The organism is Ruegeria sp. YTSA064 (assembly GCF_059610325.1).
Window position 1 is genome coordinate 249,651 of sequence record NZ_JBXWNK010000007.1, and the last position, 24,951, is coordinate 274,601.

Here is a 24,951-nt window from a genome sequence, read left to right on the forward strand (position 1 = left end):
GAAACTGCGACCGTGATTGTTGATCTGAGTTGGGGCATCTGTGTTTTTGGGTGTCGGTAAAGGTGATGGTGGTCAAATGACGAATGGATATGACAAATCGCTTCATGCTCCATTGCAATGGAAAACAATGGAGTCTGAGCCGCGCAAGCTGGATGAAGAAACGCTTGATGCTTCGATCGCAGAAATTCTGAACAAAGAGGATCTTGCGCCGCCGCCGGTTATAGACAATGAGCCGACGCGACCGGAATTTCCATCCTTGAAGTCGCAAGAAGTTCTTGCTGCAAAGCCTGATACTGGCCGCAAATCTTTTCTACGCCAAACATGGGCGCAACTGTCCGGCGCTGCCTGATTTAGAACAACCAGCGCTGCGTGGTGCGTAATGGGCTGGCTGATAGGCAACAGGTTGTTGCATTCAGTTGACCTACCTCCGTTTCTCATTGCCAGAATACGCGTTCTCGGGCTGGATACCGCTTCGATAAACAACTTCCGAGCGGTTGATGCCAGGTCCTTCTCCGACTCCCGTCGAATCTGATATTACCCTTCCTAAATCTGTGGATGTCGTCGTTATCGGCGGCGGAATAATTGGTGTCTCGACCGCTTTGGAACTGGCTGAGCGTGGCATCTCCGTACTGCTATGCGAAAAGGGCCGGATCGCCGGTGAACAGAGTTCGCGCAACTGGGGTTGGGTCCGGCTTGGGATGCGCGACCCACGCGAGATCCCATTGATGCAGGAAGCTCTGCGCATCTGGCGTGGGTTGGATGAACGCCTAGGGCGGAGCACGGGCTATGTTCAGTCGGGGATCGTATTTGGCGCATCAGGCACGCGCGACGTTGGTAACCTGACGCGGTGGTTGGAGCATGTTGAAGGGCAGCAGACGGGTGCCCGTATGGTATCGCACACTGAGTTGGCCTCACTATTTCCAAACTCCACCATGAAACCGCAGTCTGGGCTCTATATGCCGCAAGATGGACGGGCTGAGCCGCAATGGGCGGCCCCCGCCATGGCCGAGGCGGCCCGCAATTGTGGAGCCGCGATCATGACACAATGCGCAGTGCGCAGCGTCGATCTCGAGGCAGGTCGGATTGCAGGTGTCTTCACCGAACGTGGGCGAGTTCGTTGCAGTCAGGTGGTGTTGGCGGGTGGGGCATGGTCGCGTCTTTTTGCGGGGAACGCAGGTATCGCTCTGCCCCAACTCAAGGTGTTGAATACAGTCATGCGGACCTCACCGGTAGAATCCGGGCCGGAGGTATCGCTTTGGAGTGATGATTTCGCCATTCGCAAACGCGCGGATGGGGGCTACACGATAGCGTCGGGGCACGAGAACACCGTGGATATCGTCCCTGACAGTTTTCGACTCGGCCTTCGGTTCTTGCCGGCGTTTCGGCAAGAGTGGCGTTCCTTGCGGTTTCGCTTGTCGCAACGCTGGATTGTCGAGGCGAAAGAAGACAGAACTTGGCTGCCCACTGACGTGACGCCGTTTGAGCACTGCCGGGTGCTGGATCTCGAGCCCTCTCGAAAAGTGTTGCGACAGGCCTGGTCCAACGCTCGCAAAGCGATGCCAGTACTTGAGGAGGCAGAGATCGTCCAAAGCTGGGCCGGGCTGATCGATGTGACCCCGGATGCGATTCCAGTTATCTCAAAAGTAGACGAATTCCCGGGTTTGCATATCGCAACCGGGTTTTCCGGCCATGGTTTTGGGATTGGGCCAGGCGCAGGTCGGCTGATGGCGGATATTGTCACCGATAGCACGCCCTGCGTCGATCCAGCCGCCTTTCGCCTGTCCCGTTTCACGGATGGTTCAAAAGTACGGCCAGATCCTGGTTATTAGGCCCTAGCCCATCATTTGATAGCTGACTGGTACGAACCGGAACCCCTCGCCGCGTGTTTCAACGTACCCGGCAGCTGGGAAAGGCATGTGATAGCCGATCATGGGTATTTTATCTGCGGCCAGCATACCCAGCACATTCCGACGCGACGCGGTAGCCGCGGCAGCGTCCATATCGAAGCTAAAGGGCCATTCGGGGCGCGCAAATGACCAGACGTAGTGATTTGCCAGATCGGCCGTCAGAACCAATCGTTGTCCATTGCTTTCCAGATGATAAACCGTGTGACCAGGCGTATGTCCGTGAGCCGCCATGGCTGTTATCCCCGAAGTGACCTCTCCACCATCGTCAAGGAACGTCATCTTTTCGGCTTGGGGTGTGACCTTCGCTGCAACCATATCTCCGACGCGGTTGCCCGCATCCATCGCAGACCAGAAGTTATATTCCGGCGCGGCGGTTACAAATCGGGCGTTCGCAAATGTCGGAGAGTCATTCGTTGTCATGCCCCCGATATGGTCGGGGTGCATGTGCGTGATTACGACCACATCAATTTGGTCAGGTGAGACTCCTACGTCAGCCAGCGCGGCTTGGATACCGCCTTGACCCAAGCCTGTGTCGAACAACACCAGCTCAGAGCCGGTATGGACCAGTGTCGGAGTAAAGAAGAATTGCGCAATATCAGTTGGAATGAAATTTTCCGCAGAGACTGCTGCAAATTCGTCGTCAGAAACTTCAGCTGCGAATAGTGCCTTTGGCTCATCACGTGGCACGCTGCCGTCGAGCAGGGTGGTAACAGTGAAATCGCCTACCTGGAATGATTTTGCGATGGTCGAATTTGCTTTGCTCGGCTCACCAGCTGCGAAAGCCGGCACCGCGGCAGAGGCAAAGGGCAATGCGGCAGCGGCACTCAGAGCAGCCCTGCGAGTCAATTTGATCGTCATATCTAAGTCTCCCTGTCAGAACGCCAGTAGTAGAAATAGGTCAGAGCGTTTCTCTTGCCAGTTATAGACCCAATACATGGGCTGCATGGATGAACATTACGTGTTAATTTTTGTTCATGCCGCGATCTGAGAACAAAACAGTGCCCACCGGGCAAAATATTGCTGAATTTCTGGCGACCGTTCAGCCGCTGCGTAAGGCGGACGAGGCGCAAGTGCTGGACAGGCTCTTTCAGGATACCACCGGGTTTGCCCCAGTGATGTGGGGTCCGTCGATCATTGGCTATGGCCGATATCACTATCGCTATGCTTCCGGGCGGGAAGGCGATTTTTTGGCGACCGGGTTCTCTCCGCGCAAGGCTGCGCATTCCATCTACATCATGCCGGGTTATGCTGATTTCGGAAATATCCTGTCTCGACTGGGTAAACACAAGCTGGGGAAATCCTGCCTCTACGTGAACAAGTTGTCAGACATCGATCTCGACGTGCTTCGTGAGCTCATCAAGGCTGGGCTCGAACATCTGGATGGTATGTGGCCGGTAGAGCCGACCTGAAAGCCTCTTCTGGACAAAAACGCGCCCATGTGACATGAGCCGCGCCAACAGGAGACTTCCATGATCACGACCCGTTTCGCCCCGTCGCCCACCGGTTACATCCATGTGGGCAACCTGCGCACCGCCCTGATGAATTATCTGATCGCCCGCAAAGCAGGCGGTACGTTCATCCTGCGTATCGATGACACCGATCCCGAGCGGTCGAAGGAAGAATATGTCGATGCGATCAAACAAGATCTGGAGTGGCTTGGCCTGCATTGGGACCGGGTCGAGCGTCAGTCGGAACGGCTGGACCGTTATGCCGAGGCTGCGGACAAGCTGCGCGCGATGGGTCGGTTCTATGAGGCGTTTGAAACGCCAACCGAACTTGACCTCAAGCGCAAGAAACAACTGAACATGGGCAAGCCGCCGGTCTACGACCGTGCCGCGCTGAACCTCAGCGACGCCGAGAAAGAGGCGCTGCGCGCCGAGCGCGGCAATGGCGTCTGGCGGTTCAAACTGAACCACGAGCGTATCGAATGGAACGATGGCATTTTGGGCGACATCTCGATCGATGCCGCCTCGGTATCCGACCCGGTGTTGATCCGGGGTGACGGTCAGGTTCTCTATACGATTGCGTCCGTGGTCGATGATACCGAGATGGGCGTGACCGACGTGGTGCGTGGTTCGGACCATGTCACCAACACGGCGACGCAGCTTCAGATCATCGAAGCGTTGGGCGGCACTTGCCCACGCTTTGCGCATCACTCTCTGTTGACAGGCCCGCAGGGCGAGGCCCTGTCTAAACGTCTGGGCACACTGGCCTTGCGTGATCTGCGAGAGCAGGGCGTCCAACCAATGGCCCTTCTGAGCCTGATGGCGCGTCTGGGTTCCTCTGATCCGGTTGAGCTGCGTGCTGAGATGTCCGAGCTGATCGACGGGTTCGACATCAACCGTTTTGGCGCGGCACCGACCAAGTTCGATGTGCAAGATCTGTTCCCGCTGACGGCGAAGCACCTGCAATCGCTGCCTCTGGCCGAAGTTGCGGATGCCGTTGCCGAGGCGGGTGTTCCGGATGAACTGGCAGAACCTTTCTGGACCATGGCGCGTGAAAACATCACCACCTTGAGCGATCTCAAAGGCTGGTGGGATCTTTGCCGCGATGGGGCAGAACCTCTGATCGCAGATGAAGATCGTGAATTCATAGCAGAGGCGGTGGCCCTGCTGCCCGAAGGTCCGTTCGACGCGGATACCTGGGGGAATTGGACCAAGGCGGTGAAAGAGGCCACGGGCCGTAAGGGCAAAGGCCTGTTCATGCCGCTGCGCAAAGCGCTGACCGGAATGGAGCGCGGGCCAGAGATGGCGACCTTGCTGCCGCTGCTTCAGGTGATTCGCGCGCGCGGGTAATCCGCAGAGAGTATCTTAAAACACGAAGGAGGCAGGCAGTTCGCCTGCCTTTCTTTGTTCTCCGGTCTGCAATACGCGGGCCGATACGCGCTGCAGACGGTCGTCCACGAATTCCGTCTCGGTGGGCTTTAGTTGCTGATGACGCGGATATCGCGGTTCGGCACGATCATTCAAAATCGGCGCGTCCCAGCCATCGGTTGTGGCAAAGAAGCGATCAGCGCCGTCTGATCCAAATGCCCTCAGGTACCCCTGCACCACGACATCGATATAGCTCAGCAGCAGCGGATGGTGGTTGCTGGGCGCTGTATGGCGGTCATGGGGCACGGCGTAGACGGCGATTTCTGCCTCTTGCGTCAGCGTATGGGTGACTGATCGCGTGGCAGGCACGCGTTCATAGGCCCATTCCCGCTCATCCAGCGCGACCCAGTCGTTTTTGGGCACGTGAGCGATCATGCCGTCGATCTCGGATGCGGGATCCGGCACAGCGGTCAGAAAGGCGACCGGGCGCAGATCGGTGTGCCGCCACGCCCTCCGCCAGCCCTTCAGACGCGCCGGGCGCGGGTCGGGAAAATCGTGCGTCGACAGGTTCACGAGGCTGCCATAGCCGAAGAAATAGGGGTCTGCCATGCGGGTCGTGTCCTTCTTTGACGATTGATGTATGTCAAACAGTCTTTTTACAGAACATGCAATAAGGCTTCATCTTGAGATTCGGGAGGCCCTCATGCGGATTACCAAACGGACGAATATCGCGGTGCGCGTATTGATGTATTGTGCCGCGCATCAGGATCGGCTGGTTACTAAGGCTGAAATTGCAGAAGTCTGCAACATCTCCGAGAACCATCTGGCGCAGGTGATCAACCAGCTTAGCCAGTTGGATTATCTCAGTACCCAACGTGGCCGCAATGGCGGCATGACGCTGGCCCGCTCGGCAGATCAGATCCGGGTCGGGTCTGTGTTCCGCCATGTTGAAGGTGGATTGCCGATTGCCGAGTGTTTTGCGGATGCAGACAATACATGCCCGCTGACCGATGCCTGCCGCTTGCGATTAGCGCTGCAGGATGCGGCTGAGGTGTTTTATGCGTCCTTAGACGAAATCACGCTTGATGCGTTGGTTTGTGACAACGACCAGTTGCTGAAGATACTACAGCCCGTCGCGTGCGTGCGTTGAACTTAGTCACTGGCGCGAAGAATGCGCGCCGGACGCACTGAAAGCGGGCGCAGCGCAAAGAGCATCCCCGCGCCAAGCGTTACCGCGACGCCCGCGATAACGATCCCGAGCGCGGATGACCAGATAATCGCGAAATCTGTGTCGAAGATATATGTGGCCACGGCCCAGCCGCCCAAAATACCGGTCAACAGGGCGACACATCCGGCAGCGGCCCCCAACAGAATAGCTCGCAAGGCAAAACTGCGCAGGATGCGGCCCCGGTCCGCGCCCAGAGTTTTGAGGATCGCCGCTTCATATCTGAGCGCTGGCTCTCCTGCGGCGGCAGCACCGATCAACACCAGAAAACCGGTCAGCAGGGACACGCCTGCGCCATACGAGGTAGCTGCTGCCAGGCCCGCCAGCAAACCAGAGACCCGGTCGATGGCATCGCGGACGCGGACCGCCGTGATGTTGGGATATTGCCCCGCCAGATCGCGCAGGATGGCGGCTTCGGCCTGCTCTTCGGCATAAACCGTTGCGATGAAGCTATGCGGCGCGCCCGCCAGCGCGGAGGGATTCATCGACATGACAAATCCCATTCCAGCGGTCGAAAAATCAACTTCGCGTAATGAGGTCAGTTCAGCAGTGATATCGCGGCCAAGGATATTGACCGTGAGTTCATCCCCAAGTTTAAGCCCCATCTCAGCAGCCTCCTCGGCGGCAAAGCTGACTTGTGGAGGGCCGCTGTAATCCTCGGGCCACCACACTCCGTCGGTCACGCGGGCATTCTGCGGCGGCTGGGCGGAATAGGTCACGCCCCGGTCGCCGTCCAGAACCCAGTGATCGCCTGCAATCTCTCGCGCGGGTTGTCCATTGATCTTGGTAATGATCCCGCGCAGCATTGGAGCGCTTTCTACCCGACTGACGGCGGGGTCAGTGTCGAGACGTTCGCTGAACCCGGGCATTTGATCCTTCTGGATATCGACGAAGAAATATGAGGGTGCCACTTCTGGCAGGTTGCCCGAGATCGCATTGCGTAGGGTCCCGTCGATTTGTCCCACAGCTGCAAGGACCGACAGGCCGAGCCCAAGGGACAGAACCACCGACGCTGCCCCTTCGCGAGGGTCGGAAATGGCGGACAAGGCCCACCGCAGGGCAGGGCGGCCTCTGGCCCAAGGGGCGCCCGCGCGGGCCAATTTGCGAATGGCAAAGGCAGAAAGAGCCAGCAAAGTAAGCGCCCCGGCCAACCCTGCGCTGGTCCAGAGGGTCAATCGGGTTGAACCACTGAACCATGCAGCGGCTCCGATCAGTGCGGCCAAGCCAATAGCGGTCGCGACGACATAGATCAGGCGCGGGAAACTGCGCGCCGAGGAAAGCGCATCCCGGAACAATGTTGCCGCGCGCACCTCTTCCGTTCTGGCCAAAGGCCACAGTGTGAACAGGAACGCGGTCAACACGCCATAAAGCGCGGCCTCGAACAGTGGCTGCGGATAAAGTGAGAAGACTGCGGGGATTGGCAACTGCGTTTCGATTAAGGGGGCCAGCAGCAGCGGCAGTACCCCGCCCAGAACCAAACCCATGATAATACCGATGCCCGACAGAACGGCGATCTGAATCATATAGGTCTGAAAGATTGTCGCCCGATCAGCGCCCAATGTGCGCAATGTTGCAATGGTTTCCGTCTTTTGGGAAAGATAGGCTCGCACGGCAGCAGACACCCCGATCCCGCCAACGGCCAATCCCGACAGGCCCACCAGAACCAGAAACGCGCTGAGGCGGCCTACGAATTCAGATATTCCCGGCGCACCGTTGCGAGCGTCGGTCCAGCGCATGCCGGTCCCCTCGAAGGCCTGCTTCGCTTCCAACGACAGCGCATCCAATTCGGCAGCCTGAGGCAGGTCCAACCTGTACTTAGTTGAAAACAAAGTGCCCGGCGCCAACAGGCCCGAAGACTGCAGATCTTTTGTCCGGACCAATGTGCGCGGCCCAAGCGAGAACCCATCAGCCGCGCCGTCAGGTTCGTGCTCTAACGAGGCCATCAGAACAAATCTCTGCGTGCCAAGTTCAAACTGCTCGCCAACCATCAGGTTTAGGCGGTCAATCAGAGAGGGGGCCATGACTGCACCAGGCAGCCCATCGGCACCTGCAAAGGCATCGGTCAGAGTAAGTTCAGGTTCAAGGATCGCCGAACCTAACAGCGGATATGCGTCATCCACAGCCTTAACCTGCGTCAGCCCACGTTGCGTGTTCGTCCCGTTTCCCGTTACGGCCATAGACCGAAAATCAACAACCTCTGAAACCGCATGTGCGGTTTTTTCCATCCACGCGCGTTCCTGATCATTGGCAAAGCGATAGGTGAATTCCAGTTGCGCATCCCCGCCCAGTAGCGATGCGCCCTCTTGCTGAAGGCCGGTCTGGATTGCTTGGCGGACCATGCCGACCGCGGCAATCGCTGCAACGCCCAAGGCCAGACACGCCAGAAACACCCGAAATCCACGCAGCCCACCGCGGAGTTCGCGCCGTGCCAGTCTTCCTGCCAGGCGCAGGCTCATTCGGCTGCTTCGCGCAGCGACTCTTCAGCGATGCGTCCATCCCGCAACCGCACGACGCGGTCGCATTTCTGCGCCAGCGTGTGGCTATGCGTGACCAGAACCAGGGTGGCACCATGCCGGTCGCGTAGACCGAACAACAGATCTATGATCGCCGCACCGTTGGCTTCGTCCAGATTTCCTGTGGGTTCGTCTGCCAGCAAAATCTTAGGGCGTGGGGCCGACGCGCGGGCCAACGCCACACGCTGCTGCTCTCCACCTGACAATTGCGCCGGGTAGTGATCGCTTCGAAGTGACAGCCCCACAGCCTCTAGCTCGGCCTCAGCGCGCTTGAAAGCATCCTTATGCCCTGCAAGTTCGAGCGGGGTGGCGACGTTCTCAAGCGCGGTCATCGTCGGGATCAGGTGAAAATTCTGAAACACCACACCCATTGATTCACGACGAAACCGGGCAAGTGCATCCTCACTCATTTCCGTCAGATCATGGCCCAATACCGTGACGTGGCCGTCGGTGGCTTGTTCCAACCCACCCATCAGCATTAGCAGTGAGGATTTTCCTGAGCCGGACGGACCGACCAACCCCAGCGTCTCGCCCTGTTTCACAGACAGAGAGATGTCGTGCAGAATATCCACCCTTCCGGCATTGCCATCCAGCGATAATGCGGCATCTTGGAGCGTAAGAACAGGTGTCGTCATCGATCAGGCCATCAAGAGAGGTACAGTCCATTGGGATATGGCGTGAAACAGAAGCTACACAAGGGTTTGATCTCAGGCGCGTTCATCTGTTGCGGAATTGCAGCGATGGCAGAGCCAGTTGTGATTGCTGCGCTCGGAGATTCCCTAACACAAGGATATGGGCTGCCAGAACAAGACGGGTTCGTGCCGCAACTGCAGCGTTGGCTTCAGGAAGAAGGTGCGGAGGTTCGGTTGATCAATGCCGGTGTTTCCGGAGATACGACCGCAGGGGGCGCTGCCCGCGTTGTCTGGACCCTGACACCAGAGGTCGACGGCATGATTGTTGCACTTGGCGGCAATGATCTGTTGCGTGGCATCGATCCGAGCGTTTCCCGATCAAACCTCGAGGCAATACTGCGTGCTGCAGAGACCGCGGATGTCGAGGTGCTAATGGTTGGAATGCAGGCGCCTGGTAATTACGGAGCCGATTACAAGCAGAGTTTCGACGCCATGTATCCAGAGCTGGCAGAGCAATATGATTCACTTTATGCGGAAAGCTTTTTTGACGGGCTCACAACCGAAGGCGATCCGGCGGCCGCGCGCCAGTTCATGCAATCTGATGGTATCCATCCAAGTGCCCAAGGCGTTGCGCTGATCGTTGACACGCTGGGACCCTTTGTCTTGGCGCTTGCGGAGCGCATTGGCGAATAGGAGGACGCGATGCCCGGCCGGTTTTTCCTCACACGACCAATTGGCGAGATCGCTCTGTTTTTGAATGTGGAAGACAGTCTTGGGCCTCAGCCAGCACGCAAAAACATTCAACCGGGTCAAGAAGTGGTCGTACTGACTGGTGATGGGTTAAAGACCATGCGATGGGGGATTATCCCGGTCGGCAGGGTCAATGCGCGTGGACGACCGGTGATGGAGACCATCGTAAACGCGCGCTCCGAGACGGTTTTTGACAAGAGCGCCTTCGAAGGGGTCGGTCGCGCCATAATCCCGGTGGATGGCTGGTACGAATGGACCGGTGAGAAGCGACGCAAAACGGCCTGCCGGATTGCCGCCAAAGACGGGGCTCCACTGCTTTTTGCTGCGATCACCGACACTTGGGAAGCCCCGGGCGGGCTACGCGTGGATCAGGTTGCAGCGGTGACATGCGAACCCAACGCTGATGTAAAGCCGATCCATCACCGAATGGGAGTGCTGCTGGAGGCGCGGGACGTTCAACGCTGGTTGCATGGGTCTGAAGACGAGGCGCAGAGTTTGACGCGCCCTTGGCCCGAAGGTCGGTTGATGATCGAAGAAGCTGACGACGTCGATTGGTCGGGGGCTTAGACCACTGTGACCACCGTGCCGATAGGAACTCTATTGTACAGATCGATCACATGCTCATTCAGCATCCTAATGCACCCGTTTGAAACTGCATGACCGATGGTCTGCGGCTGCGTTGTGCCGTGAATGCGGAAATACGTGTCCACCCCGTTCTGAAACAGATACAGCGCGCGCGCGCCCAGAGGATTGTCTCCGCCGCCGGGCTGGACATAATCATTGTCTTTGAACTTGGCATAGGTGACAGGGTCCCGCTCAATCATCTCTTCGGTGGGTCGCCAGGTCGGCCATTCTTTCTTGACGTCAATGGTGGCCGATCCGGTGAATTCCAGTCCGGCTTTGCCGACGCCGCAGCCATAGCGGATCGCTTTGCGCGGCTCGGTTACATAATAAAGGTAAAAGGATCGCGGCGCGACCAGCAACTGACCGGGCTGAAATTGCTTTTTGATGCGCACGAATTGCGGCGTCGGATCATACTCGACCGCTTTCTTGGCGCTGGCAACACCCGGCAACAGGCTGGCAGCAGTACCGGCCAGAAAAACACGGCGTGTGAACATGGTGACATCCCTCAAATGACCAAAGAAATCATAACGCTAGTTTTGGAATGATAGCCGATTTGGTCAATCACCGGGGAAGGATAACCCGATTGTGATGTATTCCCTTTGCCACACACTCAATGCGGGCTTATGGGATGGGCGGGAAAAATCCCGCCCTTCTAACGGCTTAGGCCAGTTCGATATTGTCGGCGCTTTCGCGACCATCACGACCAGCGCGCAGCTCGTACGTGACTTTCTGGTTGTCGGCCAGACCGGTGAGGCCCGAACGCTCGACAGCCGAGATGTGTACGAAGATGTCTTTGCCGCCATCTTCGGGTGCGATAAAGCCGTAGCCTTTGGTGGTGTTGAACCATTTTACGGTGCCTGCGGGCATATCCGTTGTCTCCTGTTTGGTGCTGCCCACGGAGTTGCGGCAGCCTGGCGTCGTAGTCTGGATCGAGTGACTGAGCGCCGTAGAAGGAGACAGTGGGTCGAAATAGAAAAACGTAAGCCTCTTGGATATGGCATCGGTCAGGCCGTGTGGCAAGGGCGGATTGTACGGTTTGTACAGGGGGTTGAGGGGCAATCGTCCGATTTGTACAAGAATCCGCCGATGGTTTTGGTTATTAGTTTGCGGACCTTTGATAAGACCCGGTTATTTATCTGGCGCGTCGGAGTGGCATTCAGAATCCGTTAACCCTCGTCATGATCAAGTTGCGGCATGAGCGATTACCGACGCGTCCGCATTCCCGGAGCCAAGTATTTTTTCACTGTGTCTTTGGCCGACCGGTCGTCGGATTTGCTGGTGCGAGAGGTGGTGCATTTGCGCGCTGCTTTTGCAGTGACCCAGAGGGAGCGGCCGTTCTGGTGCGATGCGATTGTTGTGTTGCCCGATCATCTGCACGCGGTCTGGACCCTGCCGCCGGGGGATGCGGATTATTTGACGCGGTGGGGTGCGATTAAATCGAGGTTTACGCGTGGGGTGAAGGCGCCGGGAGTGGTGGGGTGGAACCCCACTCTACGAACGAATTCGAAGATCGCGAAGGGGGATGCAGGGATATGGCAGCGCCGGTTTTGGGAGCACGCCATTCGGGATGAAACGGATTACCGCAATCAAATGGCGTATTGTTGGAACAATCCGGTCAAACATGGGTTGGTCAAGCATCCGACCGATTGGTCGTTTTCGTCAATCCATCGCGACATTCGCACGGGCCGGGTTGATCCGCAATGGAGTGGTGTGGTCACCGATGGCGCGTTCGGAGAGCCGTAGGATGGGGTTTCACCCCATCATTTGGAATGTTGAAGTTTGGAAGTGGTTTGGTACGCGGGAACAGATCGTGCGGGTGTTCGGGTATGATCGTTGAGTGAGTGATGGGGTGAAACCCCATCCTACGCTTGCTAGTCAAAAGCGGATTTGTGCGCGACGTCGGAGTATTCGGTCCGCGAAGCGGGTCCAAGGTTGCCAAACAGGAGCGCGGGATTTGGCAACGCCGGTTTTGGGAACATTGTATCCGTGATGAACGGGATTACCGGACTCACATGGCGTATTGTTGGGGCAACCCGGTCAAGCACGGGTTGGTGTAGCACCCGACCGATTGGCCGTATTCGTCGATCCATCGTGATATCCGCGCAGGCCGGGTTGATCCGGAATGGGGTTGTGGGGTCTTGGAGGGAAGTTCGGAGAGTCATAGGATGGGTGATTTCAACCATCAATTTATGTGGTTGGATATTGGAGAATTGAGGAATGATAGGTGCGCGCACCCATCCTACGCTTTCTAACTCTTTAGAGTTGCGAGGTTCATTAGGTAATTGTCTAGAATTCTAGCTGAAAACTGTTCGTAACGTATTTCGCCATCTAAATTTGCGCCTCCAGCTCCCATCGCGGCGATATTTAGTTCGTCGCTCCATAATTTTCGCAAACAGTGGAAGTCAGTATTAAACGCAATGTAATCTGAGGCGCCGTTTTTCCGATAGTTTCTGCCTCGTACGCGGCCGTGAATTTGCCTCATGCCTTCACGAGCTAGGGTGTCCCACATCGCGAATTCATTAGGTCTCCACATCGCGAGAAGCTTTGAAACGAGCGATACACGTCTTTGTAGGTTTTTCTTAAGCGCTTCGTGGGTTTCGCAGTACTTCATAAATTCAGAGTACAGCCCGTTGAAATCAACAGGATCACTTTGAATACTAAACCAACCTAGGGCAGCATCACATTGTTCTGCACTCCAGCCTCGGAAAACTGAATAATCAGCGCCAAAACCTCTGAATCGAGGATAATTCTGAAGAACCGGTAGGTCTCTGAACCGTCCATCATGCAGGTAGTCATCCTTCCACCAAATCCAATTCTGTGCAGCTTCATCAGCGGCTTTCTTTAGCAGATTTTTTTTGGGGGATGAGATATTATTAAAAAGATCCAAAATGCTTCTTTCGTAGAAGTAACAATCGACATTGGTTTTGATCTGGCACCCTAAGATTCGACTACTCAAGGGTGCCAGCTCTAAAGTCGAAACTAACGCGCAAACTTCTTATGCTTCAACCGCTTGGGCTCCAGCGCGTCCGGTCCCAGACGGCGCTTTTTGTCCTCTTCGTAATCCTCGAAGTTGCCCTCGAACCACTCCACATGGGCATCCCCTTCGAAGGCCAGAATATGCGTACAAATCCGGTCGAGGAAGAAGCGGTCGTGCGAGATTACGACGGCGCAGCCCGCGAAATCGACCAGCGCGTCTTCCAGTGCGCGCAGGGTTTCGACGTCGAGATCGTTGGTCGGTTCGTCGAGCAGCAAGACGTTGCCGCCCTCTTTCAGCAGGCGGGCCATGTGGACGCGGTTGCGCTCACCGCCGGATAACAGAGAGACCTTTTTCTGCTGGTCGCCGCCCTTGAAGTTGAAGGACGAGCAATAGGCGCGGGAATTGACCTGAGCGTCGCCCAGTTGGATGATCTCGGCACCGCCGGTGATTGCCTCCCACACGGTGTCGTTGTCTTTGAGGTCGTCGCGGGACTGGTCGACATAAGACAGTTCGACCGTGTCGCCCAGCGTGATGGTGCCGCTGTCGGGCTGTTCCTGACCGGTGAGCATCTTGAAGAGCGTCGATTTACCGGCACCGTTGGGGCCGATGACGCCGACGATGCCGCCGGGGGGCAGGGCGAAATCCAGCCCTTCGATCAGTTGCTTGTCGCCCATGTGCTTCGACAGCCCCTCGACCTCGATCACCTTGCCTCCAAGGCGCTGGCCGTTGGGGATGACGATCTGGGCGCGGGTCAGCTTTTCGCGTTCGGACTGTTCGGCCAGCTCGTTATAGGCGTTGATCCGGGCCTTGGATTTGGCCTGACGAGCCTTCTGGCCCTGACGCATCCATTCCAGTTCGCGTTGCAGCGTCTTTTGCTTGGACTTGTCCTCGCGGGCTTCCTGCTCCAGCCGTTTGGCCTTTTGTTCCAGCCATGCAGAGTAGTTGCCCTCGTAAGGAATGCCGCGACCGCGATCGAGCTCGAGGATCCATCCCGTAATATCATCCAGGAAATAGCGGTCGTGGGTGACGATCAGGATGGTGCCTTTGTAGTCGATCAGGTGCTGTTGCAGCCAGGCGATGGTCTCGGCGTCCAGGTGGTTGGTCGGTTCGTCGAGCAGAAGCATGTCGGGCGCTTCGAGCAGCAGTTTGCAGAGCGCCACGCGGCGTTTCTCACCGCCCGAAAGGTTGGCGATGTTGGCATCGTCCGGCGGGCAACGCAGCGCCTCCATCGAGACGTCGATCTGGCTGTCGAGGTCCCACAGGTTTTCCGCATCAATCGCGTCCTGCAGGGTGGTCATTTCCTCCATCAACTCGTCCGAATAGTTCTCGGCGATCTCCATGGCGATTTCGTTGAAACGGTCGACCTTGGCCTTTTTCGCGGCCACGCCCAGCATGACATTTTCGCGCACGGTCAGCGATTCATCCAATTGCGGTTCCTGCGGCAGATAACCGACCTTGGCGCCCTCGGCGGCCCATGCCTCACCGGTGAAGTCGGTGTCGAGGCCCGCCATGATCTTCATCAGCGTCGATTTACCCGCGCCGTTGACGCCAACAACACCGATTTTCACGCCGGGCAGAAAGCTCAGGTGGATGTTTTCAAAGCACTTTTTGCCACCGGGATAGGTCTTTGAGACACCCTGCATGTGGTAGACATATTGATAGGCGGCCATGTCGCGTCCTCTGGGTCGGGGAAATTGAGTTGGGCGGTGTGATAGCGGATGCGTTGGGTGGGGGCAATCGTGGATGATTGTGACCTCACTATCTGAATTGCAGTGCGCTAGAGTCAAAGACCTCTAGATACTCATCGCAGATTTCAGGGAGAAGGTTCTCTGGTATCAATCGTTTGCTCGGACGGAATACCTCTTCATGACCGCTAGCGGCCCTCAATACACGGGTCCATAACGCAAGATCACTTTGATCGAAGTTAAAAACTTCTTGCAGATCTTGTGGTGTTAATTTGTTCTCCCTCATAAGTTCATAGGTGAGAGGCGCGCAAACTTTCACAATCGCCACAGTTACTAGAATCTTATCGGATATGTATTGAGGTCTGTCCGGTGGAATTAAGACGAGAACTGACAAAACCCTTTGAATGGCCCTTAGTGTCATCGGCAGGTGGCCAGAGTACAATCCTAAAAGGGCGCGTGTAGTTTCGTGTATCGGGATGGGTATCTGCATTTGGGCAGATGCATAGTTGAAATAATGTAGATGGTCCCGCGTGTGCTGGATCATTCTAGGCAGCTTCAGCTTCAAGGGATAGAACTTTTGAAGATATGCGTCAGCTTCCGTTCCACTTCCGCATCTGGCTTTTACACTGTTTTGTAGTTGTTCCAGATTGACGCCAAGAATGAAGTGTACTCCATCTACGTTGAAGAAGTGTTTGATGGTTTCCAGTAGCGACAGCGCGTAGTCTGGTCGACAGCGATCCAATTCATCTACCACGATGACCAGCTTTCGTGCCGGTAGTCCGTTCACGTCTGGATCAGTCAAGTCGACCAATGCTTGACGAAAGCACTCCATCGCAACCCGTTTTCCGCTTTCTCTTTTCCAGAATTCGGCAATAGCTTCGTCAAGTTCGCGCGAAGCAGTTTCAATTGCGGCATCCGCCAATTGGTCTGCTTTATTCACGAGACCCGCTGTGGCGACTGAAATCCCGGCTCGAATAATTGCCCGACCAAGAGCAGGAGCCACTCGTTTGGCTTGATCCCAAGCTTTTTGGGCGGTTTTGTCACCAGACTCCTTAAATCGTTCGGCAATCGCTCCGGTCAGCGCAATCAAAGGATCGTCTAGAAAGTCATGTTTGAATGCGTCGAAATAGACGGTTTGGGTCGTATTTCCCTCTCGCCTCAAATGCTCGCCCACCCAGCATTTCAGGAAGAACGACTTGCCAGAGCCCCATGCTCCATCCAAAGCAACCACCATTGGGTCGTCTATCCGTTCGACCAATTCTGAAAGCTTATCACCAGTTGTTTTGCGCGAGAGTTTGTCGTGTTCATCAAACCCATCTTCATACAGTTTGATCTTGGGCTCCGGGATCGTCAGGCGCATATCTTTCTCCAATTCACAAATCAATCAGCGCTACTCTTAGCGTCTGTGTGTGAAAGGACCAGACTGCTAAATGAGGGGGTATGGTGCAGGAAGGTCCCGATATGTCTCTGAAAAACCTCATCGCAGGTTGGGCTCAGCCCGGTCGCGTGGAATGGATCGGTGTCAGACCCGAACGGCGGGTTGGGATGGAGATTGTGGAAGAAGCAATAACCTCCACCGATGGCCTCGATGGCGACCGTAGCCGGGCGGGCAAACGGGCCGTAACACTGATCCAGCAAGAGCATCTGGTGACGATAGGGTCGTTTCTTGGTCAAAGGCCAATTGCGCCGGAAATCCTGCGGCGCAATCTGGTGGTCTCGGGGATCAATCTGGCGGGGCTTAAGGGGCGCGAGGTGCAGGTGGGTGAGGCCGTTTTGCGCTTTATCGTGATCTGCGCTCCGTGCAGTCGGATGGAGGAGGCGCTGGGCAGGGCAGGCGGTGTATTCCGCAGTGCGCAGCCATGGAGGTTGGTGTGCTGAGGTCATAAAGCCGGGGCGGATCAGGATCGGCGATATGGTGCAACCTGTTGATTGACAAGGCCGCCCAGTTCTGAACATCAGCAAGATATGGAGCGCAGTACCATACCATATGCGCGGCCCGGTCAGGTCGTGGGGTTGTTCGGGGGGTCGTTTGATCCTCCGCATCAGGGCCATGTGCATGTGACGCGTGAGGCGATGAAGGCCTTTGGGCTGGACCGGGTGTGGTGGCTGGTCTCTCTGGGGAACCCTCTTAAGGAGCGGGGGCCTGCACCTCTGGCGCGGCGGGTTGCGACGGCGCGGGATGTGATGCAGCACCCTCGAGTAGAGATTACGGATATCGAAGCGCTGACGGGGACGCGGGCGACGGCGGATACACTGGCGGCGTTACGACAGCTTTATCCTCAAGTGCGGTTCGTTTGGCTGATGGGTGCGGATAATCTGGCGCAGTTTCATCGTTGGAAAGATTGGCGACAGATCATGGACAGCGTGCCAGTGGGCGTTGTGGCGCGACCGGGGGATCGAATTTCTGCCAGAATGTCACCGGCGGCGCGGCTTTATGCCAAATACCGCATAGATGGGCAGGCGCGGCATTTGCTGGGGCGGGCGCAGGCTCCGGCCTGGTGTTTTGTGAACGTGCCGATGGTCGATCTCAGCTCGACCGAGTTGCGCAAGCGCGGAGGCTGGAGCGATGGGGTGTTGCCGGAATGACTCCTCTTGGCGCATAATCTTAATCTAGTGATTGTCTGCATTTAAGCTCTGGGATTCTAATAGACCCATGGTTGATCGAATTTCGCGTCGTTTGTTTCTGGGTGGATTAGGGGCGTCTCTGGTTCCGGGCACGGGTCTGGCCGAGGCGCCTTTGGTGTCCTTGCGTCCTGTGCTGCGCGGGCCGCAGCCCAGCGGGGCCGAGCGGCTGGTTAAAGCGGCGGGGCTGAGGGGCGAAGTTGTCTTTGCCGTGGCCGACGTTGAAACCGGAACCCCGCTGGAGGTATATGGCGAAGGCCAAAGCCTGCCGCCCGCCAGTGTCGCCAAGGCGTTGACCGCGCTTTACGCGCTGGATGTGCTGGGGCCGGAGCATCGGTTTGAAACCACCTTGATCGCGGATGGACCGATCGAGAATGGCATTCTGAAAGGCGACCTGATCCTTGCGGGTGGTGGGGATCCACTGCTGGATACAGACGCACTGGCCACCATGGCAGCCAATCTGCGCAAGGCCGGGATCACCGAGGTTCGAGGCGCGTTCAAAGTCTATGATGGTGCGCTGCCTTACGTCTTCAGCATCGATCCGGGGCAGCCGGATCATCTGGGCTATAGCCCGTCGATCAGCGGGATTTCCCTGAACTTCAACCGCGTGCATTTCGAGTGGAAACGCGAGGCCACCGGGTACGACGTAACAATGGATGCGCGCAGCGCGAACTATACGCCGTCGGTGGATATGGCCTCTATGCGGGTCGAGAACCGCAGCCTGCCGATTTATACCTATCAGCCAAGCGCGCGGCAGGATCGCTGGACCGTGGCCAAAGGGGCACTGGGCAATGGCGGGGCACGCTGGCTGCCGGTACGAAAGCCAGCGCTTTATGCCGGAGATGTGTTCCGCACGCTGGCACGCGTGAACGGGATCGTGCTGGGCCGGGTGCAGGTAACGCGGCAAGTACCGCAAGGGACCACGCTGGTGGTGCATCAAAGCGATCCGTTGGAAAGCATCCTGAAGGGGATGCTGAGATATTCGACCAATATAACCGCTGAAATGGTGGGCCTGGCGGCGACCAAAGCGCGCCGGGTTGCACCGCAGAGCCTCGAAGAGTCCGCCACTGAAATGAACCGCTGGGCGGCCGCGCGCTTTGGTGCGAATGGGATCGCGATGGTCGATCATTCCGGCCTCAGCGGAGCGTCGCGCATGGCCCCCGCCGGTCTGGTCAAGTCGCTGGTGGCTGCGGGGCACTCAGAGGAGCTGCGGCCATTGCTTCGGTCCTTTACGCTGGCCGACAAAAATGGGCAGCCGGTCAAGGATCATCCGATCAAGGTCGACGCAAAGACGGGGACGTTGAACTTCGTCTCGGGCCTTGGGGGTTATATGACAACGGCAGATGGGGTTGATCTGGCCTTTGCGATCTTCACCGCCGATACCGCGCACCGCGCCACGATCCCGCGAGCATCGCGCGAGCGCCCGGACGGCGCGCGGCCATGGAACCGACGATCGCGCACGTTGCAGCGTAATTTGATCGAGCGCTGGGGTACGCTCTACGGCAGTTAGGTTGTATGCCGCGCCCGGGCTCCGCGTTCGATGGCGGCGGCGTGCAGGCGGTCGATGCTCAGCTCGTACCGGATTTCTTCCAGCAAGCGCAGTTCGGTTTCGGCCAGTGTGCCATCAGCGGCGGCGACGTCACAAGCCAGCGCATACGCAGTTTCGTTCAGGCGTTCAGGCAGGTTGTCACGGATCAGTCCGAACAGGGCATCCAACCCGTCTACCTGTTCAAACAGATCAAATACGATTTGCGAGACGCGGCGGGTACGGTCGATATCGTAGCCTGCAAACACCGGCAGCATGTTGACCGCGCCTTCGATTTTGACCAGTTCGGCGGTTCGGATGTTCTCGTCCGAGGCGGAAACCGCCACCATGATCGCCACAAGGCAATCCTGCGGAGACATCGGGTGTGGGGTTTGCTCGGTCATGGTGTCGTCCTGAATGATACGTCTGTTGCCGCACGATAGGAGGGGGTGCGGGGAGGTTCAACTGATAGTTTTGGCATGCGATGATTGCGATCGGGCAGGGTGGGTGATATCGGCTGTGATGCGTATGTCCGTTTAGAGCCCAAAGTTACCGGAGATTACACTGTATCCTCCGCTCGCTTGACATGCGTCCGCCATTGGGCAAATTAACTAATATTTTATTTGTGGAGGGTAATTCTTTGAGAAAACTACTTGCAGGGATAGCAACAGCAATCTTCACTACAGCGACCCCGACCTTCGCTCAGGATATCACAGCTGGTTCACGAATTACTGTGACTTCAGAGTGGCACTCACAGAACGGCGGGCCATACAGTCCAAATATCGTATCTTGCAATTCGAATAGTGGTTTGTGCCTGCGAGACACCAATACTTCTCCTGCAAACAATCCTATGACAAAAACTAAAAGTGGCTTGCAGGTCGTCTTCTCGGATTTTGGGGTTGTCTATATGTTCAAACCGGATGGAAAAGGCACTTTTCACGATATGTCGGGTAAGCAGACTGGAAAATTCAAGTGGACACAGTGACGATTTGATTACTGGATGGTTCGCTCCAGTGCGCAACTTTGATGAATGTCCGCTGTGTCCGCGTTGCGGACATTCGTAGTCCAGAGCAGATATTGATTGCATGACGTTCATGCGCATAGAGGCATGAAATTCACCACCCTTTATTGACTCATACTGCACCTGCACAATAACAGGGGCCGGTCCGGGCGCATGGGGTGTCTGGCACGTTTCCCGATGGAGTATCCAAATGTCTGACCTGCGTGAAACCGCGATGACGTCCAAGGCGTGGCCGTTTGAAGAGGCGCGGCGGTTGCTCAAACGGTACAAGCAGGGCGCTCCGGAGAAGGGATATGTGCTGTTTGAGACGGGCTATGGACCCTCGGGTCTGCCGCACATAGGCACCTTTGGCGAGGTCGCGCGGACCACGATGGTCAAGCGCGCGTTTGAGGCGCTGTCTGATATTCCGACCAAGCTGATCTGCTTCTCGGACGATCTGGACGGGATGCGGAAGGTGCCGACCAATGTGCCGAACCCAGAAGTGCTGCAGGACTATCTGCAATGCCCGCTGACCTCGGTACCCGATCCGTTTGGCACGCATGACAGCTTTGGTGAGCATAATAACGCCATGCTGCGCCGGTTCCTCGATACCTTCGGGTTCGAGTATGAGTTCTATTCGGCGCGCGAGTTTTATCGCTCGGGCCAGTTTGACGAGATCCTCAAGCGCGCTGTTGAGAAGTATGATGACGTGATGGCTATCATGCTGAAAAGCCTGCGCGAAGAACGTCAGCAGACCTATTCGATCTTCCTGCCGATCCACCCCGAGACCGGGCGGGTTCTGTACGTGCCGATGAAGAAGGTTTGCGCCGAGACCTACACTGTCACCTTCGATGACGAGGATGGCAAGGAATGGACGCTGCCCGTGACCGGCGGGAACGTCAAGCTGCAGTGGAAGCCGGATTTCGGCGCGCGCTGGGCCGCGCTGGGCGTTGACTTCGAGATGTATGGCAAGGAACACGCCACCAACGAGAAGATCTATGACGCGATCTGCCGGGCCTTGGGAGGCCGTGCGCCTGAACACTTCTCGTATGAGTTGTTCCTTGATGAGAACGGGCAGAAGATTTCCAAATCATCCGGCAATGGTGTCTCGATTGATGAATGGCTGACCTATGCGCCGACTGAGTCACTGGCCTATTTCATGTATCAAAAGCCCAAGACGGCTAAGCGGATGCATTTCGATGTGATCCCGAAGGCGTATGATGAGTATCATCAGCAGTTGCGGGCCTATCCGGGGCAGGACCTGAAGGCGCAGTTGAATAATCCAGTGTGGCATATCCATGGTGGGAATGTGCCCGAGTCCACGCTGATGGTTCCGTTTGCGATGTTGCTGAATCTGGCGTCGGTATCCGGGGCTGAGGACAAAGAGGCGCTGTGGGGCTTCATCCGCCGGTATGCGCCTGAGGCCACGGCGGAAACTCACCCTGATCTGGATCAGGCGGCGGGCTTTGCGGTGCGCTACTTCAACGATTTCGTCAAGCCGACGCGCCAGCATCGCGCGCCGACGGATCAGGAGCGTGAGGCGCTGGAAGCATTGAGGGCGGCTTTGGAAGCCTATGACGGGCCGATGGAAGACGAGGCACTGCAATCGGTGGTCTATTCCATCGGGCGTGAGCGGTTCGATCCGATGCGCGGCTGGTTCACGGCACTTTACGAAGTGCTGCTGGGGGCTTCGCAAGGGCCTCGGTTTGGTGGGTTCATCGCGCTTTATGGCGTGCAAGAGACGATTGCTCTGATCGACAAGGCGCTGGCCGGGGAATTGGTCTGATTTGACCTGATCCAGTGTGGGGCTACCCTTGCAACAGGAGGTGACCCCATGCGTCGACTATTGCTTGCTGTATCTCTGAGTGCCGGACTGGCATCCGGAGCTTTTGCTCAGAGTGACGAGATTGAGGCCAATATCTCGGCGCAGATACAGGCCTTCAAGGCGGATGACTTTGCCACCGCCTTCACCTTTGCCAGCCCCAATATCCAGCGGCTGTTTGGCGATCCGGAGAATTTCGGGATTATGGTGCGCCGTGGCTATCCTATGGTCTGGCGGCCTGCGGATGTGAGGTTTCTGGAGTTGCGCGAGATTAGCGGAGCCCTGTGGCAGAAGGTCATGATCACTGATGGTGACGGACGCGTGCATTTGCTGGACTACCAAATGATCCGACAGGAAAACGGCTGGAAGATCAACGGTGTACAGTTGCTGGGCAACTCCGACCCGGCGGCCTGATGCAACACCATCGTCACGGTGGTAAGAGCCACGATTAATCCCTTTTCGATACTCAGACCCATGCGCTTGGGCTCAGGGCCCGGGCAGTATCGGGTTTTGGCGCGCGTGCTTGGCGCGATTGGGAAAGGGATTTTACATGAACAAGGCAATCACCGATGGCATGGTGTTCATGCCGCCCGCCTATGCGGCTGGTCTTGGGGTCTGGTCCAGTGGCGACGGCACGCCGGGCTCTCCGACCTATGAGGGGTCGGGCACGGGAGTGTTCGTTCCGGCGGATGCGGATTTTGCGGGCTGTTTGGAGATATACAAGACGGCAGAGCCTCAGCGTCTGCGCTATATGGGGCAGACGTCCTTGTTGCCGGGCTGCTATCTGCAGATCAAGGCGCGGGTGAAGGCGATCAGTGGGCCGCTGCCCGAGGTGCGGGTTGCGGGCTGGGCCGGTGGTGCCGGAGATGCGCATGTGGACGGGTTGGTCGAGCAGGGCCCCGCGGTGCAGCTGACCGGCTATGGCATCGTGCATGAGGTGACGGCCATCGTGGGCACGGGCCTGCGCCCCGGCGTGGATATGCCATGGGGCAACACGGCGCTTTATGGCCATTTTGGTTTGGATATCGAAGGCACCAACGGCGCGGTGGTGCGGGTGGATGATATCGAGATCACCGATGTGACTTCGGTTTTCCTGCGGGACATGATCGGGCTGGTAGACGTGCGCGATTTTGGGGCGGTGGGCGACGGGGTCACCGATGACTCGGCGGCGTTTGAGGCAGCGGATCAGGCCGCGAATGGGCGCAAGGTCTACGTGCCACAAGGTGAGTTCCGGCTGGAAGAGAACACCAACATGGCATCCGAGGTTTCGTTTGACGGCACCGTCACGATGCCGGTCGACAAGATGCTGCTGCTGACCAAGAACTTTGATTTGCCCACCTATATCACCGCGTTCGGTGACGAAATGCTGGCTTTCAAAAAGGCCTTTCAGGCGCTGCTGAATAGCTCGGACCATGAATCGCTGGATCTGGGTGGGCGCAAGATCGCAGTAACCGAATCTATCGATATGGCGGCGGCGGTGCCAAACCGAACGGGCTATGCCACCCGTCGCGTGGTGCGTAATGGACAGTTTGATGTCAAAAGCAGCTCGGCCTGGGATACTGAAACCTTCACCTCGGTCGCGACCTATAGCCCGTCTGATCCTGATACGCTGACCAATGTGGCCAATGTGGCCAATATACCTGTGGGCTCGCTGGTCACCGGCAGCGGTGTTGGGCGCGAGGTCTATGTGCGGTCGAAAAACGAAAGCACCGGTGAGATCACGCTGAGCGCGCCGACTTATGATGCGGCGGGTACACAGGCTTTCACCTTTACAGCTTTCAAATATCTGTTGGATTTCAGCGGCTTCAGCGCGCTGCAGAAGTTCAACATGGAAGGGATCGAGTTCCAGTGCAACGGGCGATGCAGCGCGATCCGGCTGTCCCCGGGTGGGAACACCTTTGTGCTGAAGGATTGCTTTATCAGTCGCCCCAAAGATCGCGGCGTTACCTCGATCGGGCGCGGATGTCAGGGAATGCTGATTGATGGCTGTCAATTCCTGTCGACCGAGGAAAGTCTGGATGTGCCGGATCGCAGCTCAATCGCACTGAACGCCAATGCCAATGACGTCAAGCTGCGCCATAACCGGGCGACCCGGTTCCATCATTTCGCAGTGCTGAGCGGCGACAACAATCTGGTCCTGGGCAACCACTTTTTCCAGGGCGACAACGTGGCCAACGGGGTGCGCAATGCCGGGTTGGTCATTATCGGTGGCTACAACAGTTCGTCCATCGCCGAGAACTATGTCGATAACTGCTTTATCGAGTGGACCAACGAGCACGATGCGAACCCGGATTACTTTACCAGCTTCTCATTCAGCGCGCTGAGTATCACGGATAACATTTTCTACGCCAGCGATGTCGCGCCCTGGTTCAGCTATCTGGTGATCCGCCCCTATGGCACGGGTCATTTCCTGAACGGGCTGACCGTGACCGGGAACAAGTTCCGCGTCAACAATGTGCGGATCGACCGGGTGGATCGGGTTGATACCAGCTTTGCCGATCTCGACCCGGAACGGTACAAGAGAGTGTGTTTTGAGAACAACACGTTCCACGGCATCGACACGCCCTGCGCCAACCCGTTGAGGCTGCAACATACGCAGAGTTCGTCGTCTTCGTCCTGGACCGTCAGTTCGCAGGGGCAGTTACCATTTGGCGGCCGTGCTCGCGGATGTGATTCGGTTGTGGCCCTGGGCACCCTCAGGAACGCATCGAACGCGATACGCTATACCTCGCCATATGTTGAACTGAGACAAGGTGCCAGTCAGAGCGATATACGCCTGCGCTGGTCCGAAGGCTTGCGCGGGGCAGTCTCGACTATCCTGCGGATCGATACCTGATTGATGTGGCGGGCTCTCCA

Annotated in this window: 25 protein-coding genes; 15 read left to right on the plus strand and 10 right to left on the minus strand. The window is 57.1% G+C overall.

All coding sequences use genetic code 11. The features are described from left to right. Positions 1-127: 127 nt before the first annotated feature. Together AC2FI7_RS12795 and AC2FI7_RS12800 are read left to right on the plus strand one after the other, a co-directional pair. On the plus strand, positions 128-349 hold the full coding sequence (locus AC2FI7_RS12795) for a hypothetical protein (protein ID WP_139056617.1): 222 nt from the start codon (positions 128-130) through the stop codon (positions 347-349). 148 nt (positions 350-497) lie between these two features. Then, complete coding sequence (locus tag AC2FI7_RS12800; protein ID WP_496816106.1) at positions 498-1,829, plus strand: NAD(P)/FAD-dependent oxidoreductase; 1,332 nt, start codon at positions 498-500, stop codon at positions 1,827-1,829. Positions 1,830-1,832: 3 nt separating this feature from the next. Here the strand turns inward: AC2FI7_RS12800 and AC2FI7_RS12805 are convergent, their stop codons facing one another. Next, the gene (locus tag AC2FI7_RS12805) at positions 1,833-2,765 is read right to left on the minus strand and encodes an MBL fold metallo-hydrolase (RefSeq protein ID WP_010442484.1); all 933 of its coding nucleotides are present in this window, start codon (positions 2,763-2,765) and stop codon (positions 1,833-1,835) included. A gap of 116 nt (positions 2,766-2,881) precedes the next feature. Here AC2FI7_RS12805 and AC2FI7_RS12810 point away from each other — a divergent pair, with 116 nt between their 5' ends. Further along, entirely contained in the window at positions 2,882-3,316 is a 435-nt protein-coding gene (locus tag AC2FI7_RS12810) for a DUF1801 domain-containing protein (RefSeq protein ID WP_029622090.1), read from the plus strand. 60 nt (positions 3,317-3,376) lie between these two features. Continuing rightward, the gene (gltX, locus tag AC2FI7_RS12815) at positions 3,377-4,702 is read left to right on the plus strand and encodes a glutamate--tRNA ligase (protein ID WP_496816107.1); all 1,326 of its coding nucleotides are present in this window, start codon (positions 3,377-3,379) and stop codon (positions 4,700-4,702) included. Positions 4,703-4,717: 15 nt separating this feature from the next. On the opposite strand, the gene AC2FI7_RS12820 is transcribed toward gltX, so the two are convergent. Further along, positions 4,718-5,329: a gamma-glutamylcyclotransferase family protein gene (locus AC2FI7_RS12820; RefSeq protein WP_010442481.1), complete on the minus strand. Its 612-nt coding sequence runs from the start codon at positions 5,327-5,329 to the stop codon at positions 4,718-4,720. 94 nt (positions 5,330-5,423) lie between these two features. On the opposite strand from AC2FI7_RS12820, the gene AC2FI7_RS12825 reads away from it, so the two are divergent. After that, positions 5,424-5,870 (plus strand): RrF2 family transcriptional regulator, encoded by a 447-nt coding sequence (locus tag AC2FI7_RS12825; RefSeq protein WP_010442480.1) that lies wholly within the window; start codon positions 5,424-5,426, stop codon positions 5,868-5,870. A 2-nt stretch (positions 5,871-5,872) separates the two neighbouring features. On the opposite strand, the gene AC2FI7_RS12830 is transcribed toward AC2FI7_RS12825, so the two are convergent. Together AC2FI7_RS12830 and AC2FI7_RS12835 are read right to left on the minus strand one after the other, a co-directional pair. Then, positions 5,873-8,401, minus strand: coding sequence for an ABC transporter permease (locus AC2FI7_RS12830; RefSeq protein ID WP_496816108.1), 2,529 nt, complete (start codon positions 8,399-8,401; stop codon positions 5,873-5,875). Further along, positions 8,398-9,093, minus strand: coding sequence for an ABC transporter ATP-binding protein (locus tag AC2FI7_RS12835; RefSeq protein WP_010442478.1), 696 nt, complete (start codon positions 9,091-9,093; stop codon positions 8,398-8,400). The genes AC2FI7_RS12830 and AC2FI7_RS12835 overlap by 4 nt, the downstream gene beginning before the upstream one ends. A 30-nt stretch (positions 9,094-9,123) precedes the next feature. Between AC2FI7_RS12835 and AC2FI7_RS12840 the strand changes: the two genes are divergently transcribed. Both AC2FI7_RS12840 and AC2FI7_RS12845 read left to right on the plus strand, forming a co-directional pair. Next, the gene (locus AC2FI7_RS12840) at positions 9,124-9,783 is read left to right on the plus strand and encodes an arylesterase (RefSeq protein ID WP_010442477.1); all 660 of its coding nucleotides are present in this window, start codon (positions 9,124-9,126) and stop codon (positions 9,781-9,783) included. Between the two features lie 9 nt (positions 9,784-9,792). After that, positions 9,793-10,407, plus strand: coding sequence for an SOS response-associated peptidase (locus AC2FI7_RS12845; protein ID WP_010442476.1), 615 nt, complete (start codon positions 9,793-9,795; stop codon positions 10,405-10,407). On the opposite strand, the gene AC2FI7_RS12850 is transcribed toward AC2FI7_RS12845, so the two are convergent. Together AC2FI7_RS12850 and AC2FI7_RS12855 are read right to left on the minus strand one after the other, a co-directional pair. Next, positions 10,404-10,958 (minus strand): L,D-transpeptidase, encoded by a 555-nt coding sequence (locus AC2FI7_RS12850; RefSeq protein ID WP_010442475.1) that lies wholly within the window; start codon positions 10,956-10,958, stop codon positions 10,404-10,406. The two genes, AC2FI7_RS12845 and AC2FI7_RS12850, sit on opposite strands and share 4 nt — an antisense overlap. A 166-nt stretch (positions 10,959-11,124) precedes the next feature. Beyond that, the gene (locus AC2FI7_RS12855; RefSeq protein ID WP_010442474.1) at positions 11,125-11,331 is read right to left on the minus strand and encodes a cold-shock protein; all 207 of its coding nucleotides are present in this window, start codon (positions 11,329-11,331) and stop codon (positions 11,125-11,127) included. A 327-nt stretch (positions 11,332-11,658) separates the two neighbouring features. Here AC2FI7_RS12855 and AC2FI7_RS12860 point away from each other — a divergent pair, with 327 nt between their 5' ends. Then, positions 11,659-12,207, plus strand: coding sequence for an REP-associated tyrosine transposase (locus AC2FI7_RS12860; protein WP_496816109.1), 549 nt, complete (start codon positions 11,659-11,661; stop codon positions 12,205-12,207). A 505-nt stretch (positions 12,208-12,712) separates the two neighbouring features. Here AC2FI7_RS12860 and AC2FI7_RS12865 read toward each other — a convergent pair. The 3 genes from AC2FI7_RS12865 to AC2FI7_RS12875 form a co-directional block, all read right to left on the minus strand. Continuing rightward, on the minus strand, positions 12,713-13,420 hold the full coding sequence (locus tag AC2FI7_RS12865; protein WP_496816110.1) for a hypothetical protein: 708 nt from the start codon (positions 13,418-13,420) through the stop codon (positions 12,713-12,715). A gap of 23 nt (positions 13,421-13,443) precedes the next feature. After that, the gene (gene ettA / locus AC2FI7_RS12870) at positions 13,444-15,111 is read right to left on the minus strand and encodes an energy-dependent translational throttle protein EttA (RefSeq protein WP_010442471.1); all 1,668 of its coding nucleotides are present in this window, start codon (positions 15,109-15,111) and stop codon (positions 13,444-13,446) included. An 88-nt stretch (positions 15,112-15,199) separates the two neighbouring features. Continuing rightward, a complete protein-coding gene (locus tag AC2FI7_RS12875) occupies positions 15,200-16,486 on the minus strand; it encodes a KAP family P-loop NTPase fold protein (RefSeq protein WP_010442470.1) in 1,287 nt (428 codons plus the stop codon). A gap of 101 nt (positions 16,487-16,587) precedes the next feature. Here AC2FI7_RS12875 and AC2FI7_RS12880 point away from each other — a divergent pair, with 101 nt between their 5' ends. The 3 genes from AC2FI7_RS12880 (at position 16,588) to dacB (ending at position 19,258) form a co-directional block, all read left to right on the plus strand. Continuing rightward, positions 16,588-17,004 (plus strand): MOSC domain-containing protein, encoded by a 417-nt coding sequence (locus AC2FI7_RS12880; RefSeq protein ID WP_496816111.1) that lies wholly within the window; start codon positions 16,588-16,590, stop codon positions 17,002-17,004. A gap of 87 nt (positions 17,005-17,091) precedes the next feature. After that, positions 17,092-17,712, plus strand: coding sequence for a nicotinate-nucleotide adenylyltransferase (locus tag AC2FI7_RS12885; protein ID WP_010442468.1), 621 nt, complete (start codon positions 17,092-17,094; stop codon positions 17,710-17,712). 67 nt (positions 17,713-17,779) lie between these two features. Then, entirely contained in the window at positions 17,780-19,258 is a 1,479-nt protein-coding gene (gene dacB, locus AC2FI7_RS12890; RefSeq protein ID WP_496816112.1) for a D-alanyl-D-alanine carboxypeptidase/D-alanyl-D-alanine endopeptidase, read from the plus strand. Here the strand turns inward: dacB and AC2FI7_RS12895 are convergent. After that, positions 19,255-19,677: a tellurite resistance TerB family protein gene (locus tag AC2FI7_RS12895; protein WP_010442466.1), complete on the minus strand. Its 423-nt coding sequence runs from the start codon at positions 19,675-19,677 to the stop codon at positions 19,255-19,257. The genes dacB and AC2FI7_RS12895 overlap by 4 nt on opposite strands. Positions 19,678-20,123: 446 nt before the next feature. Here AC2FI7_RS12895 and AC2FI7_RS12900 point away from each other — a divergent pair, with 446 nt between their 5' ends. The 4 genes from AC2FI7_RS12900 (at position 20,124) to AC2FI7_RS12915 (ending at position 24,931) form a co-directional block, all read left to right on the plus strand. Then, on the plus strand, positions 20,124-20,258 hold the full coding sequence (locus tag AC2FI7_RS12900; RefSeq protein WP_010442465.1) for a hypothetical protein: 135 nt from the start codon (positions 20,124-20,126) through the stop codon (positions 20,256-20,258). A 226-nt stretch (positions 20,259-20,484) separates the two neighbouring features. Further along, positions 20,485-22,059: a lysine--tRNA ligase gene (locus tag AC2FI7_RS12905; RefSeq protein ID WP_010442464.1), complete on the plus strand. Its 1,575-nt coding sequence runs from the start codon at positions 20,485-20,487 to the stop codon at positions 22,057-22,059. 48 nt (positions 22,060-22,107) lie between these two features. Continuing rightward, on the plus strand, positions 22,108-22,509 hold the full coding sequence (locus tag AC2FI7_RS12910) for a DUF4864 domain-containing protein (RefSeq protein ID WP_010442463.1): 402 nt from the start codon (positions 22,108-22,110) through the stop codon (positions 22,507-22,509). A 136-nt stretch (positions 22,510-22,645) separates the two neighbouring features. Next, positions 22,646-24,931, plus strand: a complete 2,286-nt coding sequence (locus tag AC2FI7_RS12915; protein ID WP_496816113.1) for a glycosyl hydrolase family 28-related protein — start codon at positions 22,646-22,648, stop codon at positions 24,929-24,931. Positions 24,932-24,951 lie beyond the last annotated feature (20 nt).

Excerpts from the sequence above, each read along its gene's own strand:
- AC2FI7_RS12795 (WP_139056617.1), top strand. The coding sequence starts at position 128 with ATGGAGTCTGAGCCGCGCAAGCTGGATGAAGAAACGCTTGATGCTTCG.
- AC2FI7_RS12800 (WP_496816106.1), top strand. The coding sequence starts at position 498 with ATGCCAGGTCCTTCTCCGACTCCCGTCGAATCTGATATTACCCTTCCT.
- AC2FI7_RS12805 (WP_010442484.1), bottom strand. The coding sequence starts at position 2,765 with ATGACGATCAAATTGACTCGCAGGGCTGCTCTGAGTGCCGCTGCCGCA.
- AC2FI7_RS12810 (WP_029622090.1), top strand. The coding sequence starts at position 2,882 with ATGCCGCGATCTGAGAACAAAACAGTGCCCACCGGGCAAAATATTGCT.
- gltX (WP_496816107.1), top strand. The coding sequence starts at position 3,377 with ATGATCACGACCCGTTTCGCCCCGTCGCCCACCGGTTACATCCATGTG.
- AC2FI7_RS12820 (WP_010442481.1), bottom strand. The coding sequence starts at position 5,329 with ATGGCAGACCCCTATTTCTTCGGCTATGGCAGCCTCGTGAACCTGTCG.
- AC2FI7_RS12825 (WP_010442480.1), top strand. The coding sequence starts at position 5,424 with ATGCGGATTACCAAACGGACGAATATCGCGGTGCGCGTATTGATGTAT.
- AC2FI7_RS12830 (WP_496816108.1), bottom strand. The coding sequence starts at position 8,401 with ATGAGCCTGCGCCTGGCAGGAAGACTGGCACGGCGCGAACTCCGCGGT.
- AC2FI7_RS12835 (WP_010442478.1), bottom strand. The coding sequence starts at position 9,093 with ATGACGACACCTGTTCTTACGCTCCAAGATGCCGCATTATCGCTGGAT.
- AC2FI7_RS12845 (WP_010442476.1), top strand. The coding sequence starts at position 9,793 with ATGCCCGGCCGGTTTTTCCTCACACGACCAATTGGCGAGATCGCTCTG.
- AC2FI7_RS12850 (WP_010442475.1), bottom strand. The coding sequence starts at position 10,958 with ATGTTCACACGCCGTGTTTTTCTGGCCGGTACTGCTGCCAGCCTGTTG.
- AC2FI7_RS12855 (WP_010442474.1), bottom strand. The coding sequence starts at position 11,331 with ATGCCCGCAGGCACCGTAAAATGGTTCAACACCACCAAAGGCTACGGC.
- AC2FI7_RS12860 (WP_496816109.1), top strand. The coding sequence starts at position 11,659 with ATGAGCGATTACCGACGCGTCCGCATTCCCGGAGCCAAGTATTTTTTC.
- ettA (WP_010442471.1), bottom strand. The coding sequence starts at position 15,111 with ATGGCCGCCTATCAATATGTCTACCACATGCAGGGTGTCTCAAAGACC.
- AC2FI7_RS12875 (WP_010442470.1), bottom strand. The coding sequence starts at position 16,486 with ATGCGCCTGACGATCCCGGAGCCCAAGATCAAACTGTATGAAGATGGG.
- AC2FI7_RS12880 (WP_496816111.1), top strand. The coding sequence starts at position 16,588 with ATGTCTCTGAAAAACCTCATCGCAGGTTGGGCTCAGCCCGGTCGCGTG.
- AC2FI7_RS12885 (WP_010442468.1), top strand. The coding sequence starts at position 17,092 with ATGGAGCGCAGTACCATACCATATGCGCGGCCCGGTCAGGTCGTGGGG.
- dacB (WP_496816112.1), top strand. The coding sequence starts at position 17,780 with ATGGTTGATCGAATTTCGCGTCGTTTGTTTCTGGGTGGATTAGGGGCG.
- AC2FI7_RS12895 (WP_010442466.1), bottom strand. The coding sequence starts at position 19,677 with ATGACCGAGCAAACCCCACACCCGATGTCTCCGCAGGATTGCCTTGTG.
- AC2FI7_RS12900 (WP_010442465.1), top strand. The coding sequence starts at position 20,124 with ATGACAAAAACTAAAAGTGGCTTGCAGGTCGTCTTCTCGGATTTTGGG.
- AC2FI7_RS12905 (WP_010442464.1), top strand. The coding sequence starts at position 20,485 with ATGTCTGACCTGCGTGAAACCGCGATGACGTCCAAGGCGTGGCCGTTT.
- AC2FI7_RS12910 (WP_010442463.1), top strand. The coding sequence starts at position 22,108 with ATGCGTCGACTATTGCTTGCTGTATCTCTGAGTGCCGGACTGGCATCC.
- AC2FI7_RS12915 (WP_496816113.1), top strand. The coding sequence starts at position 22,646 with ATGAACAAGGCAATCACCGATGGCATGGTGTTCATGCCGCCCGCCTAT.